At 59.1% G+C, this 21,538-nt stretch carries 23 protein-coding genes and 1 pseudogene; 15 read left to right on the top strand and 9 right to left on the bottom strand.

What is annotated here, in order from left to right; genetic code table 11:
• From C5748_RS04090 to C5748_RS27770, 7 genes and pseudogenes are all read left to right on the top strand, one after another.
• On the top strand, window positions 1–1,118 hold a 1,118-nt coding region (locus C5748_RS04090; protein WP_245428773.1), incomplete at its 5' end, for a colicin E3/pyocin S6 family cytotoxin.
• A 6-nt stretch (window positions 1,119–1,124) separates the two neighbouring features.
• Window positions 1,125–1,370 carry a DUF7683 domain-containing protein gene (locus C5748_RS29385; protein WP_425350197.1) on the top strand — a complete coding sequence of 82 codons (246 nt, stop codon included), beginning with the start codon at window positions 1,125–1,127 and terminating at the stop codon, window positions 1,368–1,370.
• Entirely contained in the window at window positions 1,261–1,497 is a 237-nt protein-coding gene (locus C5748_RS28145) for a hypothetical protein (protein WP_158259805.1), read from the top strand. The genes C5748_RS29385 and C5748_RS28145 overlap by 110 nt, the downstream gene beginning before the upstream one ends.
• The gene (locus C5748_RS04080) at window positions 1,497–1,838 is read left to right on the top strand and encodes a hypothetical protein (protein ID WP_105740630.1); all 342 of its coding nucleotides are present in this window, start codon (window positions 1,497–1,499) and stop codon (window positions 1,836–1,838) included. The genes C5748_RS28145 and C5748_RS04080 overlap by 1 nt, the downstream gene beginning before the upstream one ends.
• Before the next feature lie 9 nt (window positions 1,839–1,847).
• A pseudogene (locus C5748_RS29380) lies at window positions 1,848–1,913 on the top strand (hypothetical protein); the annotation flags it as partial.
• A gap of 11 nt (window positions 1,914–1,924) precedes the next feature.
• The gene (locus C5748_RS27775; protein ID WP_146119474.1) at window positions 1,925–2,182 is read left to right on the top strand and encodes a hypothetical protein; all 258 of its coding nucleotides are present in this window, start codon (window positions 1,925–1,927) and stop codon (window positions 2,180–2,182) included.
• A 66-nt stretch (window positions 2,183–2,248) separates the two neighbouring features.
• Window positions 2,249–2,569 (top strand): hypothetical protein, encoded by a 321-nt coding sequence (locus C5748_RS27770; protein WP_146119473.1) that lies wholly within the window; start codon window positions 2,249–2,251, stop codon window positions 2,567–2,569.
• A 65-nt stretch (window positions 2,570–2,634) separates the two neighbouring features.
• Here the strand turns inward: C5748_RS27770 and C5748_RS28140 are convergent, their stop codons facing one another.
• From C5748_RS28140 to C5748_RS04050, 6 genes are all read right to left on the bottom strand, one after another.
• On the bottom strand, window positions 2,635–2,841 hold the full coding sequence (locus C5748_RS28140; protein ID WP_105740629.1) for a hypothetical protein: 207 nt from the start codon (window positions 2,839–2,841) through the stop codon (window positions 2,635–2,637).
• Window positions 2,842–2,881: 40 nt separating this feature from the next.
• Window positions 2,882–4,054: an acetylornithine deacetylase gene (gene argE / locus C5748_RS04070; protein ID WP_105740628.1), complete on the bottom strand. Its 1,173-nt coding sequence runs from the start codon at window positions 4,052–4,054 to the stop codon at window positions 2,882–2,884.
• Window positions 4,047–6,149, bottom strand: a complete 2,103-nt coding sequence (locus C5748_RS04065) for an oxidoreductase (protein ID WP_105740627.1) — start codon at window positions 6,147–6,149, stop codon at window positions 4,047–4,049. Before C5748_RS04065 ends, argE begins: the two co-directional genes overlap by 8 nt.
• Before the next feature lie 116 nt (window positions 6,150–6,265).
• Window positions 6,266–7,201, bottom strand: coding sequence for a LysR family transcriptional regulator (locus C5748_RS04060; protein WP_105740626.1), 936 nt, complete (start codon window positions 7,199–7,201; stop codon window positions 6,266–6,268).
• A gap of 50 nt (window positions 7,202–7,251) precedes the next feature.
• Window positions 7,252–8,742 carry an aldehyde dehydrogenase gene (locus tag C5748_RS04055; RefSeq protein WP_105740625.1) on the bottom strand — a complete coding sequence of 497 codons (1,491 nt, stop codon included), beginning with the start codon at window positions 8,740–8,742 and terminating at the stop codon, window positions 7,252–7,254.
• Window positions 8,743–8,862: 120 nt separating this feature from the next.
• Window positions 8,863–9,993, bottom strand: a complete 1,131-nt coding sequence (locus C5748_RS04050; RefSeq protein WP_105740624.1) for a branched-chain amino acid ABC transporter substrate-binding protein — start codon at window positions 9,991–9,993, stop codon at window positions 8,863–8,865.
• A gap of 195 nt (window positions 9,994–10,188) precedes the next feature.
• Here C5748_RS04050 and C5748_RS04045 point away from each other — a divergent pair, with 195 nt between their 5' ends.
• From C5748_RS04045 to C5748_RS04030, 4 genes are read left to right on the top strand one after another with little or no spacing between them, the layout of a single operon-like run.
• Entirely contained in the window at window positions 10,189–11,106 is a 918-nt protein-coding gene (locus tag C5748_RS04045) for a branched-chain amino acid ABC transporter permease (RefSeq protein ID WP_105740623.1), read from the top strand.
• A gap of 3 nt (window positions 11,107–11,109) precedes the next feature.
• Entirely contained in the window at window positions 11,110–12,285 is a 1,176-nt protein-coding gene (locus C5748_RS04040) for a branched-chain amino acid ABC transporter permease (protein ID WP_105740622.1), read from the top strand.
• Window positions 12,282–13,067, top strand: a complete 786-nt coding sequence (locus C5748_RS04035) for an ABC transporter ATP-binding protein (protein ID WP_105740621.1) — start codon at window positions 12,282–12,284, stop codon at window positions 13,065–13,067. The genes C5748_RS04040 and C5748_RS04035 overlap by 4 nt, the downstream gene beginning before the upstream one ends.
• A gap of 37 nt (window positions 13,068–13,104) precedes the next feature.
• Entirely contained in the window at window positions 13,105–13,761 is a 657-nt protein-coding gene (locus tag C5748_RS04030) for an ABC transporter ATP-binding protein (RefSeq protein WP_245428770.1), read from the top strand.
• Window positions 13,762–13,911: 150 nt separating this feature from the next.
• Here the strand turns inward: C5748_RS04030 and C5748_RS04025 are convergent, their stop codons facing one another.
• The 3 genes from C5748_RS04025 to C5748_RS04015 are packed head-to-tail and all read right to left on the bottom strand — an operon-like array spanning window position 13,912 to window position 16,393.
• A complete protein-coding gene (locus C5748_RS04025; protein WP_105740619.1) occupies window positions 13,912–14,586 on the bottom strand; it encodes a DUF1028 domain-containing protein in 675 nt (224 codons plus the stop codon).
• A gap of 4 nt (window positions 14,587–14,590) precedes the next feature.
• Entirely contained in the window at window positions 14,591–15,007 is a 417-nt protein-coding gene (locus C5748_RS04020; protein WP_105740618.1) for a RidA family protein, read from the bottom strand.
• Window positions 15,008–15,037: 30 nt separating this feature from the next.
• Entirely contained in the window at window positions 15,038–16,393 is a 1,356-nt protein-coding gene (locus C5748_RS04015) for a flavin-containing monooxygenase (RefSeq protein ID WP_105740617.1), read from the bottom strand.
• Between the two features lie 309 nt (window positions 16,394–16,702).
• On the opposite strand from C5748_RS04015, the gene C5748_RS04010 reads away from it, so the two are divergent.
• The 4 genes from C5748_RS04010 to C5748_RS03995 all read left to right on the top strand — a co-directional run bounded on the left by C5748_RS04010 (window position 16,703) and on the right by C5748_RS03995 (window position 21,422).
• A complete protein-coding gene (locus tag C5748_RS04010) occupies window positions 16,703–18,127 on the top strand; it encodes an aspartate ammonia-lyase (RefSeq protein WP_105740616.1) in 1,425 nt (474 codons plus the stop codon).
• A 97-nt stretch (window positions 18,128–18,224) separates the two neighbouring features.
• On the top strand, window positions 18,225–18,974 hold the full coding sequence (locus C5748_RS04005) for an electron transfer flavoprotein subunit beta/FixA family protein (protein WP_105740615.1): 750 nt from the start codon (window positions 18,225–18,227) through the stop codon (window positions 18,972–18,974).
• 24 nt (window positions 18,975–18,998) lie between these two features.
• The gene (locus C5748_RS04000) at window positions 18,999–19,931 is read left to right on the top strand and encodes an electron transfer flavoprotein subunit alpha/FixB family protein (protein WP_105740614.1); all 933 of its coding nucleotides are present in this window, start codon (window positions 18,999–19,001) and stop codon (window positions 19,929–19,931) included.
• Window positions 19,932–20,003: 72 nt separating this feature from the next.
• Window positions 20,004–21,422 carry an APC family permease gene (locus C5748_RS03995; protein ID WP_105740613.1) on the top strand — a complete coding sequence of 473 codons (1,419 nt, stop codon included), beginning with the start codon at window positions 20,004–20,006 and terminating at the stop codon, window positions 21,420–21,422.
• Window positions 21,423–21,538: the final 116 nt, after the last annotated feature.

Here is a 21,538-nt window from a genome sequence, read left to right as displayed (position 1 = left end):
AAGTCCGCGCCACGGTGGGCGAGGGCGAGATCACCATCCGGGACAAGGACAAGCAGGCAGAACTAGAGGCCGAAGGCAGGACCGAAGACCTCGCCGCGCTCAACCGCGATCCGGATAAGGCCTATGAAATCACGAGGGATGAGCATGTTGAGATCGAGTATTACCTGTCGAACAATTCGGTAAAGAAGGCGTTGGAAGCGGGGAAGACCATTGCCGAGACATTCGGCGACGCGCTTGACCAGATGGTTCGGGACGGCAAGAGAACGCCCGAGCAAGCCGCGCTTTCAAAGGAAATATTCCCATTCCTCGACGATCCGAAGGTTCAGGCGCAACTTGAACAATGCGGCCGGCAAGGGGCTGTCGACTTCAACATCTTCAACTGGATCGTGACGCCGGCCCGGGCTCAGGCTGCATGTGCCGTTACGTTATCAAGTGGACAGCTAAAGTATTTCACGCCTACCCAAGCCATGGACTGTCTGTCGGATTACCGGCAGATGACTGCCGTTGTGCGCGGGATTATCGGTGCCACTGGTGCAGCGGTTGCAGGGCTGGCGGGTGCCTTCCTGCTGGCCTCGACGACAGCTACCGGTCAGGAGATTAATCAGAAGTTCACAGGGAGTGATGGCAGCACAGTCCTTGTTACTGGCAATGGAGATCAGCCGACCCGGCAGATATTGGTCACATACCCGGATGGCACAAGGGCAAGCCTGACCGTTGAAGTCTACGACGATGGCGGAGCGGTTCTCCTCACCAGCGGCATGATTGGCACGCAACTGATGACGCCGGGAATGCTGGGTGACATGCAGCAGACTCTCAAGAAAGCGGGTTTGTCGAATGTGGTGCTGAGTTCGAACAATAGTGGCAACGGAGATCAGAAGTATTTCCCGCCGCCGAAAGCGCCTGGCGAAATAACCGGCTTTCCAGGGTTAACGCCAGGCAAGCCAATTGGAGGACGAGCTCGCTGGTATGACAATAAGGGGAATATCTATGAATGGGATTACCAGCATGGTGCCTTAGAGAAATATGATAAAACCGGAAAGAAGCATTTGGGTGAGTATGATCCTAAGACTGGAAAGCGAACGAAGCCTCCTAAACCAGGACGAAGCACAAAGACATGAGGTATTATGATGGGGGTTTATCTAGTAATTAGTCTTTTTCAACGAGACGGTGATGACCTTGTTAATATGTTGCAACTCGAAGATAGCGACCTTCAGTTTTTTCGTGAAACGCTAAACGTGCTGGATGAAGATCCGCTTCTATATGGAGAATACCAAATTAACACAGAGGCTAATGAGAAGATTTATCAGCGGTATGGATTTAAATTGGATTTGGAGAAATATGACTGTTTTGCAGGCTATAAATCATCCTAATCCAGCTCAGCAACGTCCATATGTTATTAGATCCAATAACGGTCGGATTGTTGACGTGAATGGCAATCCTGTTGCCAGTAATGATCCAGCGGCTCATATTCCTTTTTCGGATTTTAGGTTTGATTGATGGCTGACAAGTTAGAACTGCTAATTGAGCTATTCACAGAATTTTCCGATTCTGAATTCCAGAAAAGGAGTTGGTTTGGCATTGGGCCGGAAATTTCCTCGCCAGATGAGTTGTGTAATAGAATTGATGATCTAGGAGTAGAGAAATGGGTAGTCGAAAATTCTGCGGAGGTCGGGAAATTCTTGTCAGATTACATCATAGAATTTCTTGATGATATTAATAAGCTTCCGGAAGTTCAAGAGGCTTGGATTTCGTTTTCATCGCCAAGCTGGATCGCAATCCGCTTGAGAGCCTCGGTCATCAGAGATTTACTAGTGAAAATGAAAATGGAAGCGGGATGACTAAATGATCGAACAGGGGGCATTGTTCAAGTTTCAGATCGCACCGATCCCAAATGGAAGTCACCTTTTAAGTGAGGTAGGAGGCGATGGAAACGAAGTATCTTGCCATAGAAGAAGCTTTTCGTTTCATTCATGAATGTGAGCAACGAGACGTTTTTATTTATGGAGTTGAAAGATTTATATGTAATGGCGGCGTGAGTATGCCTGATTTAGATGACGTTGCTGGCTTTTCATCACTGTCTTCGCAAGAAGTCGAAAAATCAATCGCATCCGCTAGGAGTTTCTTGGCATTATATGGTCGCGAGAATCAGGAGTGTTTTAAGATCGTCATTAGGAAATCATAAAAAGCATTCGATGCGCCCAGTCGCGGCATCGCCACCGGTGCGCTGTCTCGGGGCGAAGAGTTTGCAGTGCTGGTCTCCGATCCGGCCGGCATGGCCAAGGTCATTTCCGGCGTGGCGATGGAGATTGCCTATGATCCCGTAGCGGCTGCGGCGAAATATGGCTTTGCTACCGCCGACAGTCTTTCGGAGCAGTCGCTTCTCTATCTGCAGGCCCTCGCCAATGGGAATTACGAAGCGGCGGGAAAATATCTGTCCGTCTCGCCATCGATCTCGCCATCAAGGTTGCGGCACCCGCTGCCGGAACTGCCACCGGCGCAATCAAGACGGCGGATAAGATTAAGGCGCTGGAGAAGATTGAGAGGGCGGCGGCGGTTGGGAATAAGATAGTCAAACCAAGCGAGATACCGAATGACTGGGTTTCTAAACCTACAAACAAGGGAGGTGGAACGAGATCACGCTTCTTCGACACAACCATACACGACGCTTTCCGGGGGATCGGCCACGACCTTGTCGAAGATCGTTACCGCTAAGCCCGCCGTCTCGCCGACCTCGCGGGCCTCTGTTCTTGCCGCAGATTGAGAGGCACGGACTACTATGTCAGTTTGAAAAAATCCTGCGGTCATTTCATGGGAAACGTTGAATGGCTGCTCTTTAATCATCGTAGCGCAATGTCAGAAGCTGGAGTCATGACTGAAACGACTAGGCACCCAATTGTATCAGCAGGCGGTCCATCATCCGGTCACAGCTGCCAAGCTGTTCCATGGTGATATATTCGTCGGCCTTGTGACCTTGGCCCTCCATGTCGCCTGGCCCGCAGACCACAGTGGGGATGCCGAACTGTGCGAAATAGCCGGCCTCTGTGCCGTAGGTGACCTTGATCACCTCATGCGAGCCGCTCAGTGCTCCCACACGGCGGACCGCTTCGTGGTCCGGTGCGATCTCGAGGCCGGGATAGGAATTGGTGGCCTCCATTTTGATTTCCGCCGCTCCATCCCGCGCGCGGAAGGGGTGTAGAATCTGATCCGCCTCTTGGCGCAGCCGCGACAGAAAATCGTCCGGCGTATCGAAGGGCAGGTGGCGCAGCTCGAACTCAATGCGGGCATGATCCGGGACGATGTTCAACGCAGTTCCGCCCTGCATCCGCCCTGCATGGACAGTCGAGTACGGCACGTCATACCCTGTATCCTGCGCAGACGAGGCCGCATAGTCGTCCTGTATCCGGCGCAGGACCCCGATGAACTCGGCAGCGATATGCAGAGCATTGACATAGCGTGGTGCAAGAGAGGAATGGCCTGCGCTGCCATGGCACGTCGCCACGAATGCAGCCTTGCCCTTGTGCCCGGTGGCTGACCGCATCTCCGTCGGCTCGCCGACGATGCACAGTTCCGGCTGCCAGCCCAGCGCCTTGTATCCCGGCAGCATCTGCCGGATGCCGGCGCAGCCGACTTCCTCATCATAGGAGATCGCAAGCATCAGCGGCCGCTCGGGTGGCTGTTTCGCTGCCCGTGCGGCCAGCGACAGCATCGACGCGAGATAGCCCTTCATATCCGTCGTGCCCCGGCCGTAGAGCCTGCCGCCTTCGCGCGTCAATTGGAACGGCGCGCGGGTCCAGTGCTGGCCTTCCACCGGCACGACATCGCTATGCGCCGACAAGAGAACACCGCCCAGCCCGGCGGGGCCAAGCCGCGCCAGCAGCCCCGCCTTTCGCCCGGAAGGATCAGGCAGACGATGCGTCTGAAAGCCGGCCCCGATCAAATGCGCATCAGCAAAATCGATCAAGTCCAGATTGCTTTCAGCGCTGACTGTAGGGAAGGCAATCAGCCGCTCCAACAGTTCGAGCGTGGCTGCATAAGGCGCGGCCGTATCAGTCATGAAGGCATAACTCCGGGGAGGGCGTATGTTCTGCGGCCAGTTCAGTGATTTCCCGCCGGAAGGGCAGGGCATCCCCGCGCGGTTCGCAATCCAGTTCGCGGGCGTAGCGATGGCCGGCATAGGTAGCCCAGGCAATCGGCCCGGAAGCTTCCGCATCGCCAAAAACCTTGACCGACCTGATGCCGGCATCGGCCCATTCGTTCTGCCGCGACATCAAATCCCGATATAGCTGATCGTTGCCGCTGCGCGAGGTGACCATCACCACCGCATCCGCTTGATAGTGGCAGGTCTTGCCGGTATAGACGCAATTGCTGACGACATGATCCACCGCGATTTCGGCAACGCCGCGGTTCAGGACGATGTTCACGCCCAGCGCGTCGAGCCGGGCATGAATCGTTCCCTGTTCCAGCGTGTTTCTGGTCCAGTCCGAGACATAGGCGGAGGGCGTGATCAAAGTGACCTTGGCGCCCTTCTGCACCAGCAATTCGGCCAGAACACCGCCCATGTAATAGTGGTCGTCGTCGAAAATCACCACATTGCCGCCGGGGATGTTGCCATCCATCAGATCGTCGGGCGTGTAGACGGCTGCGCCCTCGGCGATCTTCATCGGCACGACGTGCTGGCGGGCAACACCGTCGCGGCGCCAGGTGGCACCGGTGGCGATGGCGATGTTCTGAAAGCCGAAGGCCATCACGTCGTCGGCGGTCAGGCGGCTGTCGAGGTAGATTTCGGCGTTCGGCCGCTGGCGCAACTGATATTCGCGATAGTCCTTGACGCGGCCCCAGGCGCTCAATCCGGGTAACCTGCTCTCGCGCGCGACGCGCCCGCCGATTTCCGTGCGCGCCTCGGCGACGGCGACGTCATAGCCGCGCCTGCACAGTGCCCAGGCGGCCTCCAGTCCGGCGGGCCCCGATCCCACCACCAGCACACTATCGCTGTCGCCCTTTGCGTTCATGCGTTCCGGATGCCAGCCTTTGCGCCATTCCTCCATAAAGGTCGGGTTCTGGGTGCAGCGGCTGATCGACATGGTCATGTCGCCGGTGATACAGATATTGCAGCCGATGCATTCGCGGATGTCCTCGATCCGGCCTTCCTCGACCTTCTTCGGCAGGAACGGATCGGCGATCGACGGGCGCGCGCAGCCGATAAAGTCCAGCGTGCCCGACTTGATCATCTTCACCATCACATCAGGCGAGGTGAAGCGGCCGACACCGACCATCGGCCTGTCCGACAGTTCGCGAATGCCGCGAACCAGCAGCTCCTGCGCGGCTTCCTCCTTGAAGCGTGAGGGGCCGGAGCAATCCTCCCATGTGCCATGAGCCAGATCCCACAGGTCGGGCAGGTTGCGGTTCATCTCGATGAAGTCACGCAGTTCTGCATTGGAGAAGCCGAGTTCACCGATGGTCTCGTCCAGGCTGACACGCAGGGCGATGCCCATCGTGTCGCCCACCGCGTCGCGGATATCGGCGACCACTTCGTTAACGAAACGGGCGCGGTTTTCCAGGTTGCCGCCATATTCGTCGGTCCGCTGATTGGTCGCGCGGCTGAGGAAGTGCTGGAAGATGCCGAACCCGTGCGCGCCATAAAGGCAGATGAGGTCGAAGCCGGCAAGCTTCGAACGCTTGGCGGCGGTCACGAACCAGCGGCGCAGATCACGGATTTCCGATAGGGACAGCGCCCGCGCCTGCACCGGATCATTGGTGAAGGTGCGGATGGGCAGGGCCGATGGCGCTAGCGGCACCTCTTTCGTATAGAGGTTCGGGCCATTGATCCCCGAATAGGCGAGCTGGATTCCGGCCAGCGCGCCATGCGTCTTCATCTTCTCCGACATCCGGCGCAATTGCGGGATATCCTTGTCCTCCCAAAGCCGCAACTCGATAAAGGGGGTGATCTCCGACGTATGGTGCATTTCGCACTGCTCGGTGAAGATGACGCCCCAGCCTCCCTCGGCCTTGATGCCGCGCATCTCGGCGGCAGCTGAGGGGTCGCGGTATCCGCCGCCATTGCAGTGAGGTACCTGATAGAAACGGTTCTTGGCCGTTACCGGGCCAATCTGCATCGGTTCGAAGAGTATATCGTATCTAGGGTCGCGCAATCCTACCTCCCATTCTGTTTTGCGCCAGCATAGGAACCATGAGACCGAAGAAAAGACAGGATTGCGAAAGCTCTGCTTCGGCGCAGCCTAATCTCGAGGCGTAGTACTGCCTTTTCTCATTTGACGACACGTTCCGTGCCGAACACCCCCTGTTCGAGGACGAAGCGGCGGCAATGATCGAGAAATGCTTGTACCGTCTGTGTTCTGTGCTCGGCGTTGGGCATTGCCGCGCCCATGGTGAGCGGCTTCAAATCGCTTTCCAGCGGGACGAAAACCAGCGGCTTGCCGTCGGGAGACATCGTATTGAGTGGCCGCATATTGGCAATGCCGTAGCCGAACCCGCTCGCCACCATGGAGCGCATCAGCGCTATGTCTCCTGTACGCTCAGTGATGTTTGGCCTCAAACCTTTATTTTGAAACGCCGAGAGGAAATATTCGCGGCTGAAGGGGAGGTCGAGCAGAACCATTGGTTCATCGACGAGTTCTTCGGGAGTAATGCCCTTTTGTAACGCGAGACGATGCCCGGCTGGCAGCATGGCATAGGCGGGTAATTGCATCAGTGGCTCGAACGTCAAGTCTTGCGACAGTTCGAGATCATACGTCAACGCGACATCGATCTCACCGCGCTGCAGCATCTCGAGCAATTGGCCCTGATGGCGCTCGACCTGCCTGAAACGCACCTCCGGGAAAGCATCCTCGAATTTCCTGCGAAGCGCGGGAAGAACGATTTGCGCGAAAGTAAGCAAGCAGCCAACTGCCAGCGGGCCCCGTACCTTTTCAGAGATATCGGCAGCAATATCGTGAAGAGCGTCCGCATCGCCGAGCAGGCGCTGAGCCTGCTTGAGGAAGACCCGTCCGCCTGCGGTGAGCGACAGGCCGTGGGAATGTTTGCGAACAAAAAGCTGAACGCCGAACTCTTCTTCGAGTTGGGCGATCGATGCCGAGATCGATGGTGGCGAGACGTTAACTTGTTCTGCAGCCTTAGCTATCGAGCCGGCCTCGCCCACGGCAACGAAATATTCCAGCTGTCTAAGCGTAAAGCGGAGCGGCATGGATGGCTATATCGCCGGTTTCTGTATTGTAATCAAGCGATCACATCCTTTTAATGCTTAATCCAGGTGGTCTTGAGTGCGGTGTACTTCTCAAGCGAATGAAGTGACAGATCCCGCCCGAAGCCGGACTGCTTGAAGCCGCCGAACGGTGTCATCGGGCTCAGTGCGTCGACTGTATTGACTGAAACCGTGCCGACGCGCAGACGACTGGCGATACGGTGCGCGCGGGACAGGCTGTCGGTCCACAACGACGCAGCCAGACCGTAGATGCTGTCGTTGGCGATCCGAACCGCCTCTTCCTCGTCGTCGAAAGAGATGACTGACAGTACGGGACCGAAGATCTCCTCGCGAGCGAGCGCATCGTTTGGCGTCACATTGTCGAAGATGGTGGGCTGCACGTAGCTGCCCCGCCGGTTGATAGTAATCTGGTCACCGCCGACGACGAGGCGCGCATTCTTCTTGCCCGCTTCTATGAAGCGCATGACGTTTGCCGTGTGACGGGCATCGACCATCGCTCCCATTTTCGAAGCCGGGTCAAGCGGGTTTCCCGGCTGCATTGCCTCCGCCCGCTCCACCAGCTTTTCGAGCAGCGCATCCTTGATGCTGCGCTCCACAAGCAGCCTTGAGTTGGCCGAACATATTTCTCCCTGGTTGAAGAATATGCCGAAGGCGGCCATGTCTGCCGCCGCATCCAGATCAGAGCAGTCGGCGAACACCAGGTTAGGACTCTTGCCGCCGGTCTCCGGCCACACCTGTTTCATGTTCGACTGGCCGGAATATTGCAGGAACATCTTGCCGACCGCCGTCGAGCCGGTGAAGGCGAGGCAATCGACGTCCATATGGCGTCCCAGCGCCTGACCGGCAGTCTCGCCGAGGCCCGGGACCACATTGAGCACACCTGCGGGCAACCCGGCTTCCATGGCGAGTTCTGCGAGCCTTAGTGCCGAGAACGGCGACTGTTCAGCCGGCTTGAGCACGACTGAATTGCCCGTCGCAAGCGCGGGAGCGCATTTCCATGTCGCCATGTCGAGGGGGAAGTTCCACGGCACCACTGCGCCGACAACGCCGAGCGGCTCGCGCCGTACCAGCACCAGGTCGCCTTCGCCTGTCGGCGCGATCTCGTCATAGACCTTGTCTATGGCCTCGGCATACCACTGGAAGATCCCAGCCGAACCCGGTACATCGACGGCCGCCGCATCTTTGACCAGTTTGCCCATATCGAGCGATTCCAGGAGGGCGAGCTCGTGCAGGTTTTCTCGCAGCAGTTCCGCCAGGCGAAGCAACACCTGCTTGCGATGAGCCGGCGTAGCACGTGACCATATGCCCGCCTCGAAGCTTCGCCTGGCAGCGGTTACGGCGAGATTGACTTCCTCTTCTCCACAAGAGGCGACATCGGCTAGCGTTTCGCCGGTTGCCGGATTGACGCTGGCGAATGTTCTCCCCGACCTGGATTCGATGAACCGCCCGTCGATAAATGCCTTGTCACGGAAACGGATTTGTGACGCCTTTTCGATCCAGTCTTTATGGCTGAGCTCGCTCATTTTGAAGTCCTGATTGCTGATAAACCCCGATTGGCGGGACTGTTCATCGTAGGGTGCGGTTGGATCGCCTTCGTAAGTGACCGCGCTGCCATCGATAGCAGCGCGGCGGCCGATACTGCCTTACATATCGACCCATTTGCCGTCGCGAACGACGTGCAGGTCTATCTCCACCGCCATGTTTATCTGGCCGTTCTCGTCGAAGGAGATGTTGCCGAGTATTCCGTCATGCTGAATGCTGCGGATGGCCTGACTCAGCGCCTCCTTGTCCTCAATGCCGTGCTCCTTGATGACCGCGAGGAGGATTTGCGCCGCCTCATAGGCATATTTTGCATAAGATCCCGCAGGTTCGGCAAAGCCCTTGGCCTCATAAGCCTTTTCGAACGCTTCCAGCTTCGGGTTGGATTGCACCGATGGTGTGCCTACAATCGTGCCCTCGGCAGCAGCGCCGGCGATCTCGATGAATTTCGGATCGAAGATCCCGGATATACCATACATCGGGAGCGAGCCCATGCCGAGATCTGCCGTCTGGCTGCGCACCAGCGCCGCTTCGGTTACAACGCCGCCGAAATAGATGGCATCTGGCGCCGCCGCTTTGGCGGTGGTGAGCATGGCACGAAAATCCGTCGTTCCGACTGCCGCGGCATCGGACGAAACGATCTCGCCGCCAGCGGCCGTGAAGAACTCGGTGAACCATTTGGTGTTGGCAGCGCCGTAATCCGAGGTGTCGGAGATGATCGCGATCTTCTTGGCCTTGCCATCCTTGATGATCGCCTCGGCGAGCGGCTTGTTCTCATTGACGAGCGTAGGTGTGACGCGCGTCACATTGGGAAGATTTTGCTCGGTGATCTTGGGGCTGACGGCGCCCCAGATGATGAACGGCATCTGGGCGCGATTGAAGACAGGCATCGTCGCCAGGGCGACGGGGCTGTTCCAGTGTCCGGTTGCGCCGATGACCGCGGGATCGTTCACCAGCTTCTGTGCGGCCGATACGCCAACACTTGGATCGGACGCGTCGTCGAGGACCACAGCCTCCACCTCATATGGGTAGCTATCGGCATTGGCCTGCTCGATAGCCAGCAGGAAGCCATTGCGCGCACCGAGGCCCTGCTGGGCATTGCCGCCCGACAACGGCCCGATGAAGCCCAGCTTGATCTGCTCGGCCTGGGCATGAGCAACGCTTAATGCAAGCGCAAGCACGGAGCTGGCAATGAAGAAGGATACGCTTTTGAGCGCTTTCAGCTTGGTTTTCATGTTCCACCTCTAAAGGGATTATCTACCACACTACCTGCGGTCTGCCGGTCGTTATCGCCGGATGCGGTGAACTCTAATTACCTGCGGCCCCGCGCGAAATTCGGAAATTGCTATCCGTGACTTCGGAGATTCATTATGGGCGCTGGCCGGGATCACTGATAGTTCTCCTCTCAATTATAAAAAGAGGCGGAACGGATGGTGGAACTGTTTGTCCAGCAATCAGTGAACTGGATTACCCTTGGCTGTATCTACGCGTTGCTCGCTATAGGATTCAGCCTCATCTTCGGCGTTCTCAACGTCATTCATTTCTCCCACGGCGACGTGGCGATGACAGCACCGTTCATCGCGCTGGCGTCAGCGCAGGGGCTTGCCGCAGCCCTGGGGGCTACTGGGCCTGCCTGGCTGGTTCTGGCGGTTGTTGCAGCGGTACTTGCCGTTGGCCTGATCGGCGCCGTACTCGACAAGGTCGTCATTCGTCGTTTCCGCGACGCGCCAGCCATGATGGCGCTGGTGGCAACAGTAGCGCTTGGCATCGTCATCCGTGAACTCATTCGCCATCTCTATCCGCAAGGTTCAAACCCGCATGCCTTTCCGCGCCTGGTGTCAGGTGTGGCATTCGAAATCACCAGCGTGCCGATAAGCTGGTTCTCGCTCCTCGTCGTCGGGCTGACGACGCTGCTGGTGGCGTTATTGTTCGTCTTCCTGCGGCTGACCCCGCTTGGCCTGCGCATCCGCGCCGCATCCGAGGACCGCGTTGTCGCGCGGATGATGGGGATACGCGATGACCGCGTCTTCCGGGCGACCTTCTTCATCGCGTCTGCGATCGGCGCGATCGCGGGATTGCTCTTCGCAAGCTATGCGGGCGTCACACGCTTTGATTTTGGCGTGATGACCGGTCTGCTCGGCTTCTCGGCCGCGGTTATCGGTGGACTGGGTTCAATGCCGGGCGCCATCGCTGGAGGTCTGATCATCGCCGGCATCGAGGTGCTGGCCCAGACCTTCGTACCAGACGGGGCGTCCTACCGGCTCGTCTTCGTCTTCGTCCTTGTCATTGTCGTGCTTATCTTTCGCCCCGCCGGCCTGCTCGGGCGCACCATCATGGAGAAGGTCTGACAAATGGGACGCTCAGCTTCGTCCGCGGCCCCGGGGGCCGCTGCGGCAACCGCATTCACAATCCTGTCACAGCTTTGCGGCGCCGCCTTCCTCTACGCACTACTCAAGGCCGATGGAGGCTGGCAGGTGATAGGGCTCCTGGTGTTGCTCGGTGTCGGCTTCTTCCTGCTGGAACGGTTTCCCTGGATAAACGACTTCGTCATGGCGAGCTTGACGCGCGTTCCGCTGATCACCACAGCGACGGCTGCCGTCATCGTGCTGGGCTTTCCGTTCCTGGTGGGCTCCAACACTTATATATTGCATCTGCTGATCGTGGCGCAGCTCTACGCGGTGCTGGCGCTGGCGCTTAATTTTCAGCTCGGCAGTGCCAATATCCCGAACTTTTCCACCGGCGCTTCCTATGGAATCGGCGCCTATGCATCGGCACTGCTGGCGCTTAATTTCGGCATGAGTTTCTGGTTGACGCTGCCCATTGCCGCTCTGGCCGCGACCTTGTTCGGCTTCATCATAGGTATCCCCTCTATGCGCACGCGCGATACCTACCTCGCGCTTGTCACGATCGCCTTCGGCGTGGTCGTGCAGCAACTGCTTAACAATTTCGACTGGACAGGCGGCCCCAATGGTCTGGTCGGCATCCCCGCACCGAGCCTCTTCGGCCATTCCTTTGCCAGTCCGCTACAAGTGTTCGGCTGGAAGCTTCCGAGCCAGGCGAATTTCTACTATCTCTCCGCAGCACTTGTGGTGGTGGCCATCGTGACGGCGCAACGTCTCCACGGCTCGCGCATCGGACTTGCCTGGAACGCGCTGCGCGCGGACGAGATCGCCGCCAAGGCGCAGGGTATCAACGTCGCCTGGTATAAGGTGCTGGCTTTTGCGGTCGATGCCTTCCTCGCGGCCTTCGCCGGCACGATCTACGCATTCTACGTCTCCTACATCTCACCCGACAACTTCACCTTTCTGGTCTCGGTCACCATCATGACGATGGTTATCGTCGGTGGCATGGACAACATATTCGGCGTGATCATCGGGGCGTTCCTTCTTACAATTCTGCCCGAGAAGCTACGTGCTTTTTCGGACTATCGCCTGCTGTTCTTCGGTGTTGTCGTCATCGGCTTCCTCATGATCCGTCCGCAGGGACTGTTCCCTCAGCGTCTGCGTCAATATGGAGTTCATCGATGAGCGCGCTTCTCAAGGTCGAGAACCTCACCATACGTTTCGGTGGGCTGGTTGCGCTGAACGACGTCACCTTCTCTGTCGAAAAGGGTTCGGTGCTGGCGGTGATAGGGCCGAACGGTGCCGGAAAGTCGACGTTGTTCAATGTCGTGACCGGTGTCTACAAGCCGACGGTGGGGCGGGTGACGTTCGACGGCGCCGACATTACCGGCAAGCCGTCCTACGAGGTGGTGAAGCGAGGGATCGCCCGTACCTTCCAGTCGTCGCGCCTGTTCTCGGATCTCAGCGTCCTCGACAATGTCATCATCGGCATGCATACGCGCACCAAGACCGGCGTTCTGGACGCACTCTTCCGCCCCGGCTCCTCGCGCCACGAGATGGCGGCCTGCGTCAAGAAAGCGGAAACGCTGCTGCAGGCCGGGTCCGGCGATCTCTACGAACAGCGCAGTCGCCTTGCCGGAACGCTGGCCCAGGCGGACCGGCGCAGGCTGGAAATCGCCCGTGCGCTCGCCTCGCAGCCCAAGCTGATCTTGCTCGATGAGCCATCGGTCGGCATGGACGACACCGAAACGGATGGGCTGGTGGCCGATATCAAAAGGCTGTGCTCCGAGCATCCGGAACTGTCCGTGATCCTGATCGAGCACGATATGCGTGTCGTTGATGCCTTTCCCGAGCGGGTGATGTGCATCGACTACGGAAGCCGTATTGCCGAAGGCAGTTTCGAGACGGTGCGCGCTGATCCTCGCGTACAGGAAGCCTATCTGGGAAAGGCAGCCGCCCATGCTTGATCTAAAGGACGTGGGTACCACCTATGGTGCGGTCCCAATGCTGCGCGATGTGACGATGAGCGTCCGCGCGGGGGAGCTGGTCTGTCTGCTCGGGCCGAATGGCGCCGGCAAGACCACCACTTTCATGACCGTCTGCGGCGTAGTGCGTGCGCAGCGAGGCGCGGTCGAGGTGATGGGCAAGAATCTCGCGACGATTGGCACCGAAAACCTCGCCGCACTCGGTGTCGGCCTCGTCCCCGAGGGGAGGCGGCTATTTCCCAGCTTGACGGTCATCGAGAACCTGCGCCTTGGCTACGACGCCGTCTCCGGCGGCCGGCCGAACTTCGAGGCCCAGCTCGACAAAATGTCGAGCCTGTTTCCGCGTATTCGTGAGCGGTTGCGACAGGCGGCAGGTACGTTGTCGGGTGGGGAGCAGGCCATGGTGGCGCTGGCGCGCGCGCTGATCGGCGAGCCCAAATTCGTGGTCATGGACGAGCCGTCTTTGGGGCTTTCGCCCAAGCTGATTGGCGAGTATTTCGAAATCACCCAGGAAATTCATCGCCGGGGAACGACGGTTCTCCTGATAGAGCAGAATGCCGAGATGGGTCTCAGCATTGCTGATCGCGGATATGTTTTGATCAAGGGGAGGGTGGCCCAGGAAGGGCCAGCCAAGGAGTTGTTGTCATCGAAGGCGGCCAAAAGCCTTTATCTCTGAATTCACCTGGGATGCCTCCAGAGGCCGCGCCCGCCAATTACCATGGGCGCCGACCGCAACCACGCAGCCTTCAAAGTCATGGGTCACGGAGTGGCCGTAGCGTCGGCGGCCGGCCATTGATTCTGATCGGGGGCGACATTCATCCCGGTCTCACTCGTCCCCAGGCACGCCATAGGACGGGGCTTGACGCGGGTCGCGCGCGCGCTGCACGTAGGCTTCCAGTTGGGGTTTGTAGATATCCCAGGCCTTTGCAATCGCCTCGATTGGGCAGCCATCGGTCCAATCGCAGCGCAGATCGGCGACAGGCCAGCTCACCTTGTCGACGAGCTTGAGCCCCGCCGAATGCACCGGGCCAGCCTCGCCACCAGCTGCCAGACCGGCTCGCATCGCGGCTATCAAGCGATCCCCCAGATGGCCTGATGAGGTGAGAAATCCATCGACAATGGCCTGCGGAACGCCATCATTGGCCAACAGGTTTCCGCCCGAGGCGACATTTTCGCTCCGCGCCTCGGCCCAGATACCAAGGGCGTTAGGGCCGGAATAGATTGCCGTTCGACCTTTACAGTCAACTGCGAGCACTTGCCGGTACTCTATGAACTTGCTCTGCTTCTTCATCTCAGCAATGGCGACTTCGGCACTCATTCCCTGTTCCATCAGGTCGAGTGTGAGAGGCCCTAAGGTCGGATCCGTCACGTTCTGGGAGGCTACCGCGCCGACGCCAGCACGCGCATAGGCGCACCGCGCCGCTACCGCCGGAGAGGAGGAGGAGATGGCGATACCGAACATGCCGGTATCGCGACAGCGAGCTACGAGCGAAAAGGTCATGGGGTCACTCCGGGATGACGGCGGTTGCGTCGATCTCGACCAGCCATTCGGGCCGCGCCAGCGCCTGGACGACGAGGCCGGTCGAAACGGGATACACGCCTTTGATGTATTCGCCCATCGTGCGGTACACCGCTTCGCGATGCCGGACATCGGTCAGATAGACCACGACCTTCACCAGATGTTCCATATTCCCGCCTGCTTCTTCGATAAGCTGCCTGATATTCTGCATGACCTTATGCGTCTGTTCGACGGGATCGTGGCTGTCAATATTTTCCGCGTCGTCCAGATTCTGCGGACACTGGCCGCGTAGCCAGACGATCCTGCCGCCCTGGCTTACCACTGCCTGACAGAGATCGTTGTCGAGGTTCTGCTCGGGATAGGTGTCTTTCGTGTTGAACTTGCGAATTCGCGTATGCGCCATTTTGGTCTCCATGGATCGGGGCACGAACGTTCAGGCTTTGTCGCCGACTGGGGCAGGAGTACGGGTCGAACGCGTGATCTCTGTTGATTGCGAATTATCGGCCGTTGAGTTGTGATGATCGTTGGGCCTGCGTTTCGCAGCTTCATGGTATGCGAGATACTTACGCTGGGTTGCGATATGGTCCGCCAGGAATTTGGCATCGTGCCAGACACCCCAGATGAAGCTGGACCCCCTCCGCGATTGCCACGGCAGCCCCAGGAAATAGATTCCCGGTTCCACTGAGACGCCCCGCTGATGCTTCGGCTTGCCGTTTTCATCGAACGCATCGACCTTGAGCCAGTTGTAATCGACGGTAAAGCCGGTAGCCCAGATGATCGACCTTATTCCGGCGCGAGCCAGGTTCAGATCGAGAATCGGATCCGTCACGCATTCAGGGTCTGCCTCGATCTTGCGGGCATCGGGCTCTTCCGGAAGGTCGAGGCCATTGCGCGCGGCATAGGCATCGGCCTCGTCCAGCAGCGTTATGTAGTTGGCATCGCCACGGGCAATATTTTCGGCGAGATCCGGTGCGAAGGTAATGGCGCCGTCGTTGTACCCTTTCGTGCAGCCGACGAGGGTCATTCCCTGTGCGGCAAGGCGCCGGAAGTCGATTGTCTCGCCGCCGCGCGCACCGCTCACCGCGATAGTGACATGCTCCATGCCAGGCCTGGGAGTCTGGAGGTCCCATTTGCCGAGGACCCCCAGCCACCAGCAGAAATCGCGCCCGCGGTAAGCGCGCGGAGGACGGTCGTGCGGACCAACCGACAGAAAGACGCTTCGGCCCGCTCGCAGCAGTTCGTCGGCGATCTGCACGCCCGAAGACCCGGCGCCGACCACCAGTACAGCACCTTCAGGCAGCTGATGAGGATTGCGGTAGGTATTGGAGTGTATCTGCACCAGTCCTGCATCCCCGGGGACCACAGGGGGGATGACGGGACGTTGAAATGGCCCGGTGGCGGCAACCACGCTCTTTGCCGCGATCACACCCGTCGAGGTCTCGACGCGGAATCCCGGCTGGCCAACGTCTCTTCGAACTTCCTTGACTTCCATACCGCACCGGATGGGTGCTGCGATCATTTTGGCATAAGCGACAAAATAGTCGGCAACGGCTTCCTTATGGATGAAGGCATCGGGATCGGCACCGGGGAACTCCATCCCCGGAAAGCGATCATGCCAGGCAGGACCATTGGTAACCAGTGAATCCCACCTTTGCGAGCGCCATCGCTCGGCAATGCGATGCCGCTCGAGGACGAGGTGAGGTATGCCGCATTTGCTCAGATGCTCGCTCATGGCCAATCCGGCCTGGCCGCCACCAACAACAAGCGTGTCTACTTCTTCAACTGACATATTCGCGCCCTTTCTGGCTTCTCCCGACATCTGCGCATTCGTCTGCGTCTGAACGTTGGTCTACCGGAGGGGCGAAACGGCGAAAATTACGATTTCATGTGGTGATGGTTAGGTTGTTCCTAAACGCTGCGACCGGTGTCGATACGCGCAGCATGCCGAAGCGCCGGCCGCTCCTCCGTGCCGAGGCAGCCGATCATGGAACCCCACGTCTCACGATTAGGCTGCGCCTCAGCATTGCGTCGGCAAACGATAATTGGGCGCCCGTTCGATTTGAGGAATGCTGAAGCAGTTGCTCAGCATGAGGGAGGCATGAGGGTGCAGGCCGAAAGTGCATTCCGGATCGAGACGGATTCGCTCGGCGACCTGCCCGTGCCGCACGATGCCGTTTACGGGATCCACACGGCCCGTGCGCTGACGAACTTCCCGATCACCGATGTGCGGCTGAGCCATTTCCCTGAGTTGGTGCGCGCTCTCGCGATGGTCAAGAAAGCGGCGGCGCTGGCGAACCGGGTCCTCGGAGTACTGGCGCCCGAGCTTACCCAATCCATCATTGAGGTCTGTGACGAAATCATCCAGGGCCGGCATCATGAGCATTTCGTCGTAGACATGATCCAGGGCGGCGCCGGGACATCGGCCAATATGAATGCCAACGAAGTGATCGCCAACCTCGCGCTGAAAAAGCTTGGCCACTCCTATGGCGATTACGGTCTTCTCCATCCGAACGACCATGTGAACCGTTCGCAATCAACGAACGACGTGTATCCCACTGCCATCCGCCTCGCGACGCTCCAGAGATGCGAGCCGCTCTGCGTGGAGCAGAGGCGTTTGAGCCAGGCGTTCGAGGAGCGGGCCGCCGCGTTTTCCAGCATCATGAAGGTCGGACGAACGCAGTTGCAGGACGCGGTTCCCATCACGCTGGGTATGGAGTTTGCGTCCTTTGCCGCGACGATCAACGAGGATGTGGAGCGTGTTATCCAGCTCGGAGAGCTTCTGAAGGAAGTCAATCTTGGCGGCACCGCAGTGGGCACCGGTGTCAATGCTCCGCCGGGATATGCGGCGCTGGCCGTCAAATATCTCTCGGAAATCTCCGGATACACGCTGATCGAGGCGCGCAATCGCGTGGAAGCGTTGTCCGATCTGGGGGCCTTTGTGACGTTTTCGGGAGTGTTGAAGCGCATCGCCGTGAAGATTTCGAAAATCTGCAACGATTTGCGGCTGCTAAGCAGCGGGCCGCGTGCGGGATTTGGCGAGATTCGTCTGCCTGCCGTTCAGGCGGGATCATCGATCATGCCGGGAAAGGTGAACCCCGTCATCCCGGAGGTCGTCAATCAGGTCGCCTACCAGGTGATCGGAAATGATCTCACGGTCACGATCGCGGCAGAGGCAGGTCAGCTGCAACTGAACGCGATGGAGCCGGTGGTGATCTTCAACGTGCTTGAGTCCATGCGGATTCTGACGCGTTCGCTCGCCGTTCTCGGCGACCGCTGTGTCAGCGGAATCGAGCCGGATGTAGCGCGTTGTGACGAATTGCTGCGTGGCAGCTTAGTGCTCGCCACGGCCCTGGTTCCGCATATTGGTTATGAAAAGGCCGCAGCGGTGGCCAAGGCTGCGAGCTCCGCCGGGCGAACGATTGCCGAAACTGCCCTTGAACTCGGCGTCATGACGCATGAGGAAATCGAGCGCGCACTCATTCCGCAGGCGATGCTCGGCCCCACTGCCGGGACGACGTCATGAAACACCTCCTTCTTCTTGCCACTCACGCCCTCTCGCATATGGGCGATGAAGCGGGCCAAACGCAAATAGAGACCGAATCCCTGGAGGAAACCAGCCTATGAAGTTGATCGTGCCTGTAAAGCGGGTCATAGACGCGAACATCAAGCCGCGCGTGAAGGCGGACGGCACCGGCGTCGAGCTTGCCAATGTCAAGATGACGATGAATCCGTTCGATGAGATTGCGATTGAGGAGGCGATCCGGCTCAGGGAAGCCGGCAAGGCGGAGGAGATCGTGGCCGTTTCGATCGGTCCGGCGCAGGCGCAGGAAACGCTGCGCACAGCCCTCGCCATGGGCGCCGACCGTGCCATCCTGGTGAAGGTAGACACGGCCGTCGAGCCTCTCGACGTGGCCAAGATCCTGAAGGGCGTAGCGGCACAGGAGAAGCCCGGCCTGTTCCTGCTGGGCAAGCAGGCGATCGACGACGATGCCAACCAGACCGGGCAGATGCTTGCTGCCCTTCTGGGTTGGGCACAGGGCACCTTCGCTTCCAAGGTGGAGATCGGTGAAGGCAAAGCGACAGTCACGCGCGAGGTGGACGGCGGTCTGCAGGTTGTGGAACTGAAGCTGCCGGCAATCGTGACGGCCGATCTGAGGCTTAACCAGCCGCGCTATGCCTCGCTTCCCAGCATCATGAAAGCCAAGAAGAAGCCGCTCGATGAAAAGAGCCCGGCGGACTACGGCGTCGAGGTGAAGACACGGCTCAGGGTGCTTAAGACCGAGGAGCCGGCCCAACGCAAGGCCGGCATCAAGATCGCCTTCGTGGCCGAGCTCGTCGGCCGGCTCAAGAACGAAGCCGGCGTGTTGTAATCGCGCGACAGGAAGGACAGAACCATGACAATCCTCCTCATTGCAGAGCACGACAATCAGTTGCTCTCTGACCAGACGGCAAAGGCCCTTTCGGCGGCGAAGAAGATCGGGGGCAAGGTCGATATCCTCGTGGCGGGCGAGGGCGCACAGGCGGTGGCGGACGCCGCAGCGAAGCTCGCCGGCGTGCGCAAGGTGCTGCTTGCCGAAAGTGTGGCCCTGAAGGAGCAACTCGCCGAGCCGCTGGCCGCAACCATCCGGACGCTTGCCGATGGCTACGATAGCTTCGTGGCGGCGGCGACGACCACCGGCAAGAATGTGATGCCGCGCGTGGCCGCCTTCCTCGACGTGATGCAGGTTTCCGATGTGATCGAGGTCGTGAATGCCGTCGCCTTCAAGCGCCCGGTCTATGCGGGCAACGCCATCGAGACGGTGGAATCGACCGACGTCAAGCACGTGATCACGGTGCGCACCTCGGCATTCCAGCCCGCCGGTGAAGGCGAGTCAGTGCCGGTGGAAAGGATCGAGGCGGCTGCCGATCCGGGACTTTCAACCTTTGTCGAGAACAGGATCGCCGCCAGCGACCGCCCTGAACTGACCTCGGCCAGGATCATCATCTCGGGCGGCCGCGCGCTCGGCTCCTCGGAGAAGTTCAGGGAAGTGATCCTGCCCGTCGCCGACAAGCTAGGGGCGGCTGTGGGCGCCTCACGCGCCGCTGTCGATGCCGGTTATGCGCCGAACGACTGGCAGGTCGGGCAGACGGGCAAAGTCGTCGCCCCCGATCTCTATATCGCCTGCGGTATTTCCGGCGCGATCCAGCATCTCGCCGGCATGAAGGATTCCAAGGTGATCGTCGCCATCAACAAGGACGAGCAAGCGCCGATCTTCCAGGTTGCCGATTATGGCATCGTCGGTGACCTGTTCGAGGTGGTTCCTGATCTGGAGAAGCAGTTGGAATGATGGAAATGCGTATCGGTTGACAGGCATTCATCCTCGATCCGATGCCCGTCTATATACAAAAGGGGAACGAAAATGGAATTGATCAATGATACCGGGCCGGCCGAAAATGCCGGCCATCTCAAGGGATCGCTCGGCTTCTGGTCGCAGCTTGCGGTCTGTGTCGGGCTCGTCGTCTCGCAAGGCGTGATGGTGATCATGCTGCAGGGCGCGGGTTTCGGGGGCTATGGCTTCCTGATGACGATCTTGCTGGCTTATGTGCTGGCGCTGACCTACGTCTTCTCCTTTTCGGAGCTGACGCTGATGTTCCGCAGCCCCGGCAGTCTAGCCACCTTCACCGAGGTGGCGATCGGGAACTTTCCCGCGATCGTTGCCGTGTTCTCCGGCTATCTCGTCGTCGCCATGTTTGCGCTTTCCGCCGAGTTGGTTCTGATCGAACTGATGCTGGTGGAAATCACGGGGCTTCAACTGCCGCCCGGCTTGGTGCTTCTGGGCTTGCTTGCCCTGTTCACGGTGTTCAACATCATGGGCATTGACGTCTTCGCCACGGTGCAGTCCGCGCTCTCCTTCATCATGGTGATTACCATCACACTGCTCGGCATCATCGCGCTCACCGGCGTCGGCATGCCGCGACCGGTGGATTTGGTGACCGAGAGCGTCGGACCGTTCAGTGGCGGCATGCTTGCCCTGCTTGCGGTCGCCATCTGGGGCTTTGTCGGACTCGAATTTTCCTGTCCTCTCGTCAAGGAGACGCGGGATCCGGTCCGGACCATTCCGCGCGCCATGATCACGGGTGCCACGGTGATCATGGTCATGTATCTGCTCTATTGCTGGGGCGCGCTGCGTTATGTGCCGACGGCAACGCTGGCATCCTCGCCGCTCCCGCACTATGCCTATGTCGAGGCCGTGCTGGGGAAGACCGGGCTGATATTCCTGACCGTTGCCGCCTTCACGGCCACGTGCAGCACGGTCAACACCTCGCTGGCGGCGGTTCCGCGCATGATCTATGGCATGGCGCAGAACGGCCAGACCTTCGCAATGTTTGGCAAGCTCCACCCCCGATACGGTACCCCTTGGGTGGCGATCATCCTGGTGGCGCTCGTCACGGCGCTGCCGATCCTCGTCTACGGTGTAAAAGCCGACGCGATCCTGCTGCTGCTTGTCGGAGCCGCCATCGCATGGCTCATCGCCTATATCATCGCCCATATCGATGTCATCGTTCTGCGGCGACGCTATCCGCAAATTGCCCGGCCCTTCAAAACGCCACTCTATCCGCTCCCGCAGATCGTCGGCATTGCCGGGATGCTCTATGCCATTTACAAGGCATCTCCGTCGCCTGAACTCACCAAGACGGTGTTCTCGGTGGCGGGCGGCACGCTTTTGGCCGGCGCCGTCCTGGCCGCGATCTGGGTGAGGTTCGTCATGAAAAAGGGTCTCTTCGAGCCCGAACCAGCGGATCGCCATATTGACGTTTCGACGTCGGCCGAAGGTTGATGGCCGAAGACGTGGGCCTTGACGCTTCGATGATCGTTCTGGCAATTTCGTCGGCCACCTATATGGCCGACGAAAAGCGGTGGCGTCATGAGAGCGCTTAACAAAACATCCGAACT

Source organism: Phyllobacterium phragmitis, assembly GCF_002980495.1.
In the GTDB taxonomy this organism is placed as follows: domain Bacteria; phylum Pseudomonadota; class Alphaproteobacteria; order Rhizobiales; family Rhizobiaceae; genus Paramesorhizobium; species Paramesorhizobium phragmitis.
The sequence above is the reverse complement of the archived record's forward strand: the minus strand, read 5'-3'. Positions and strand labels throughout refer to the sequence as shown.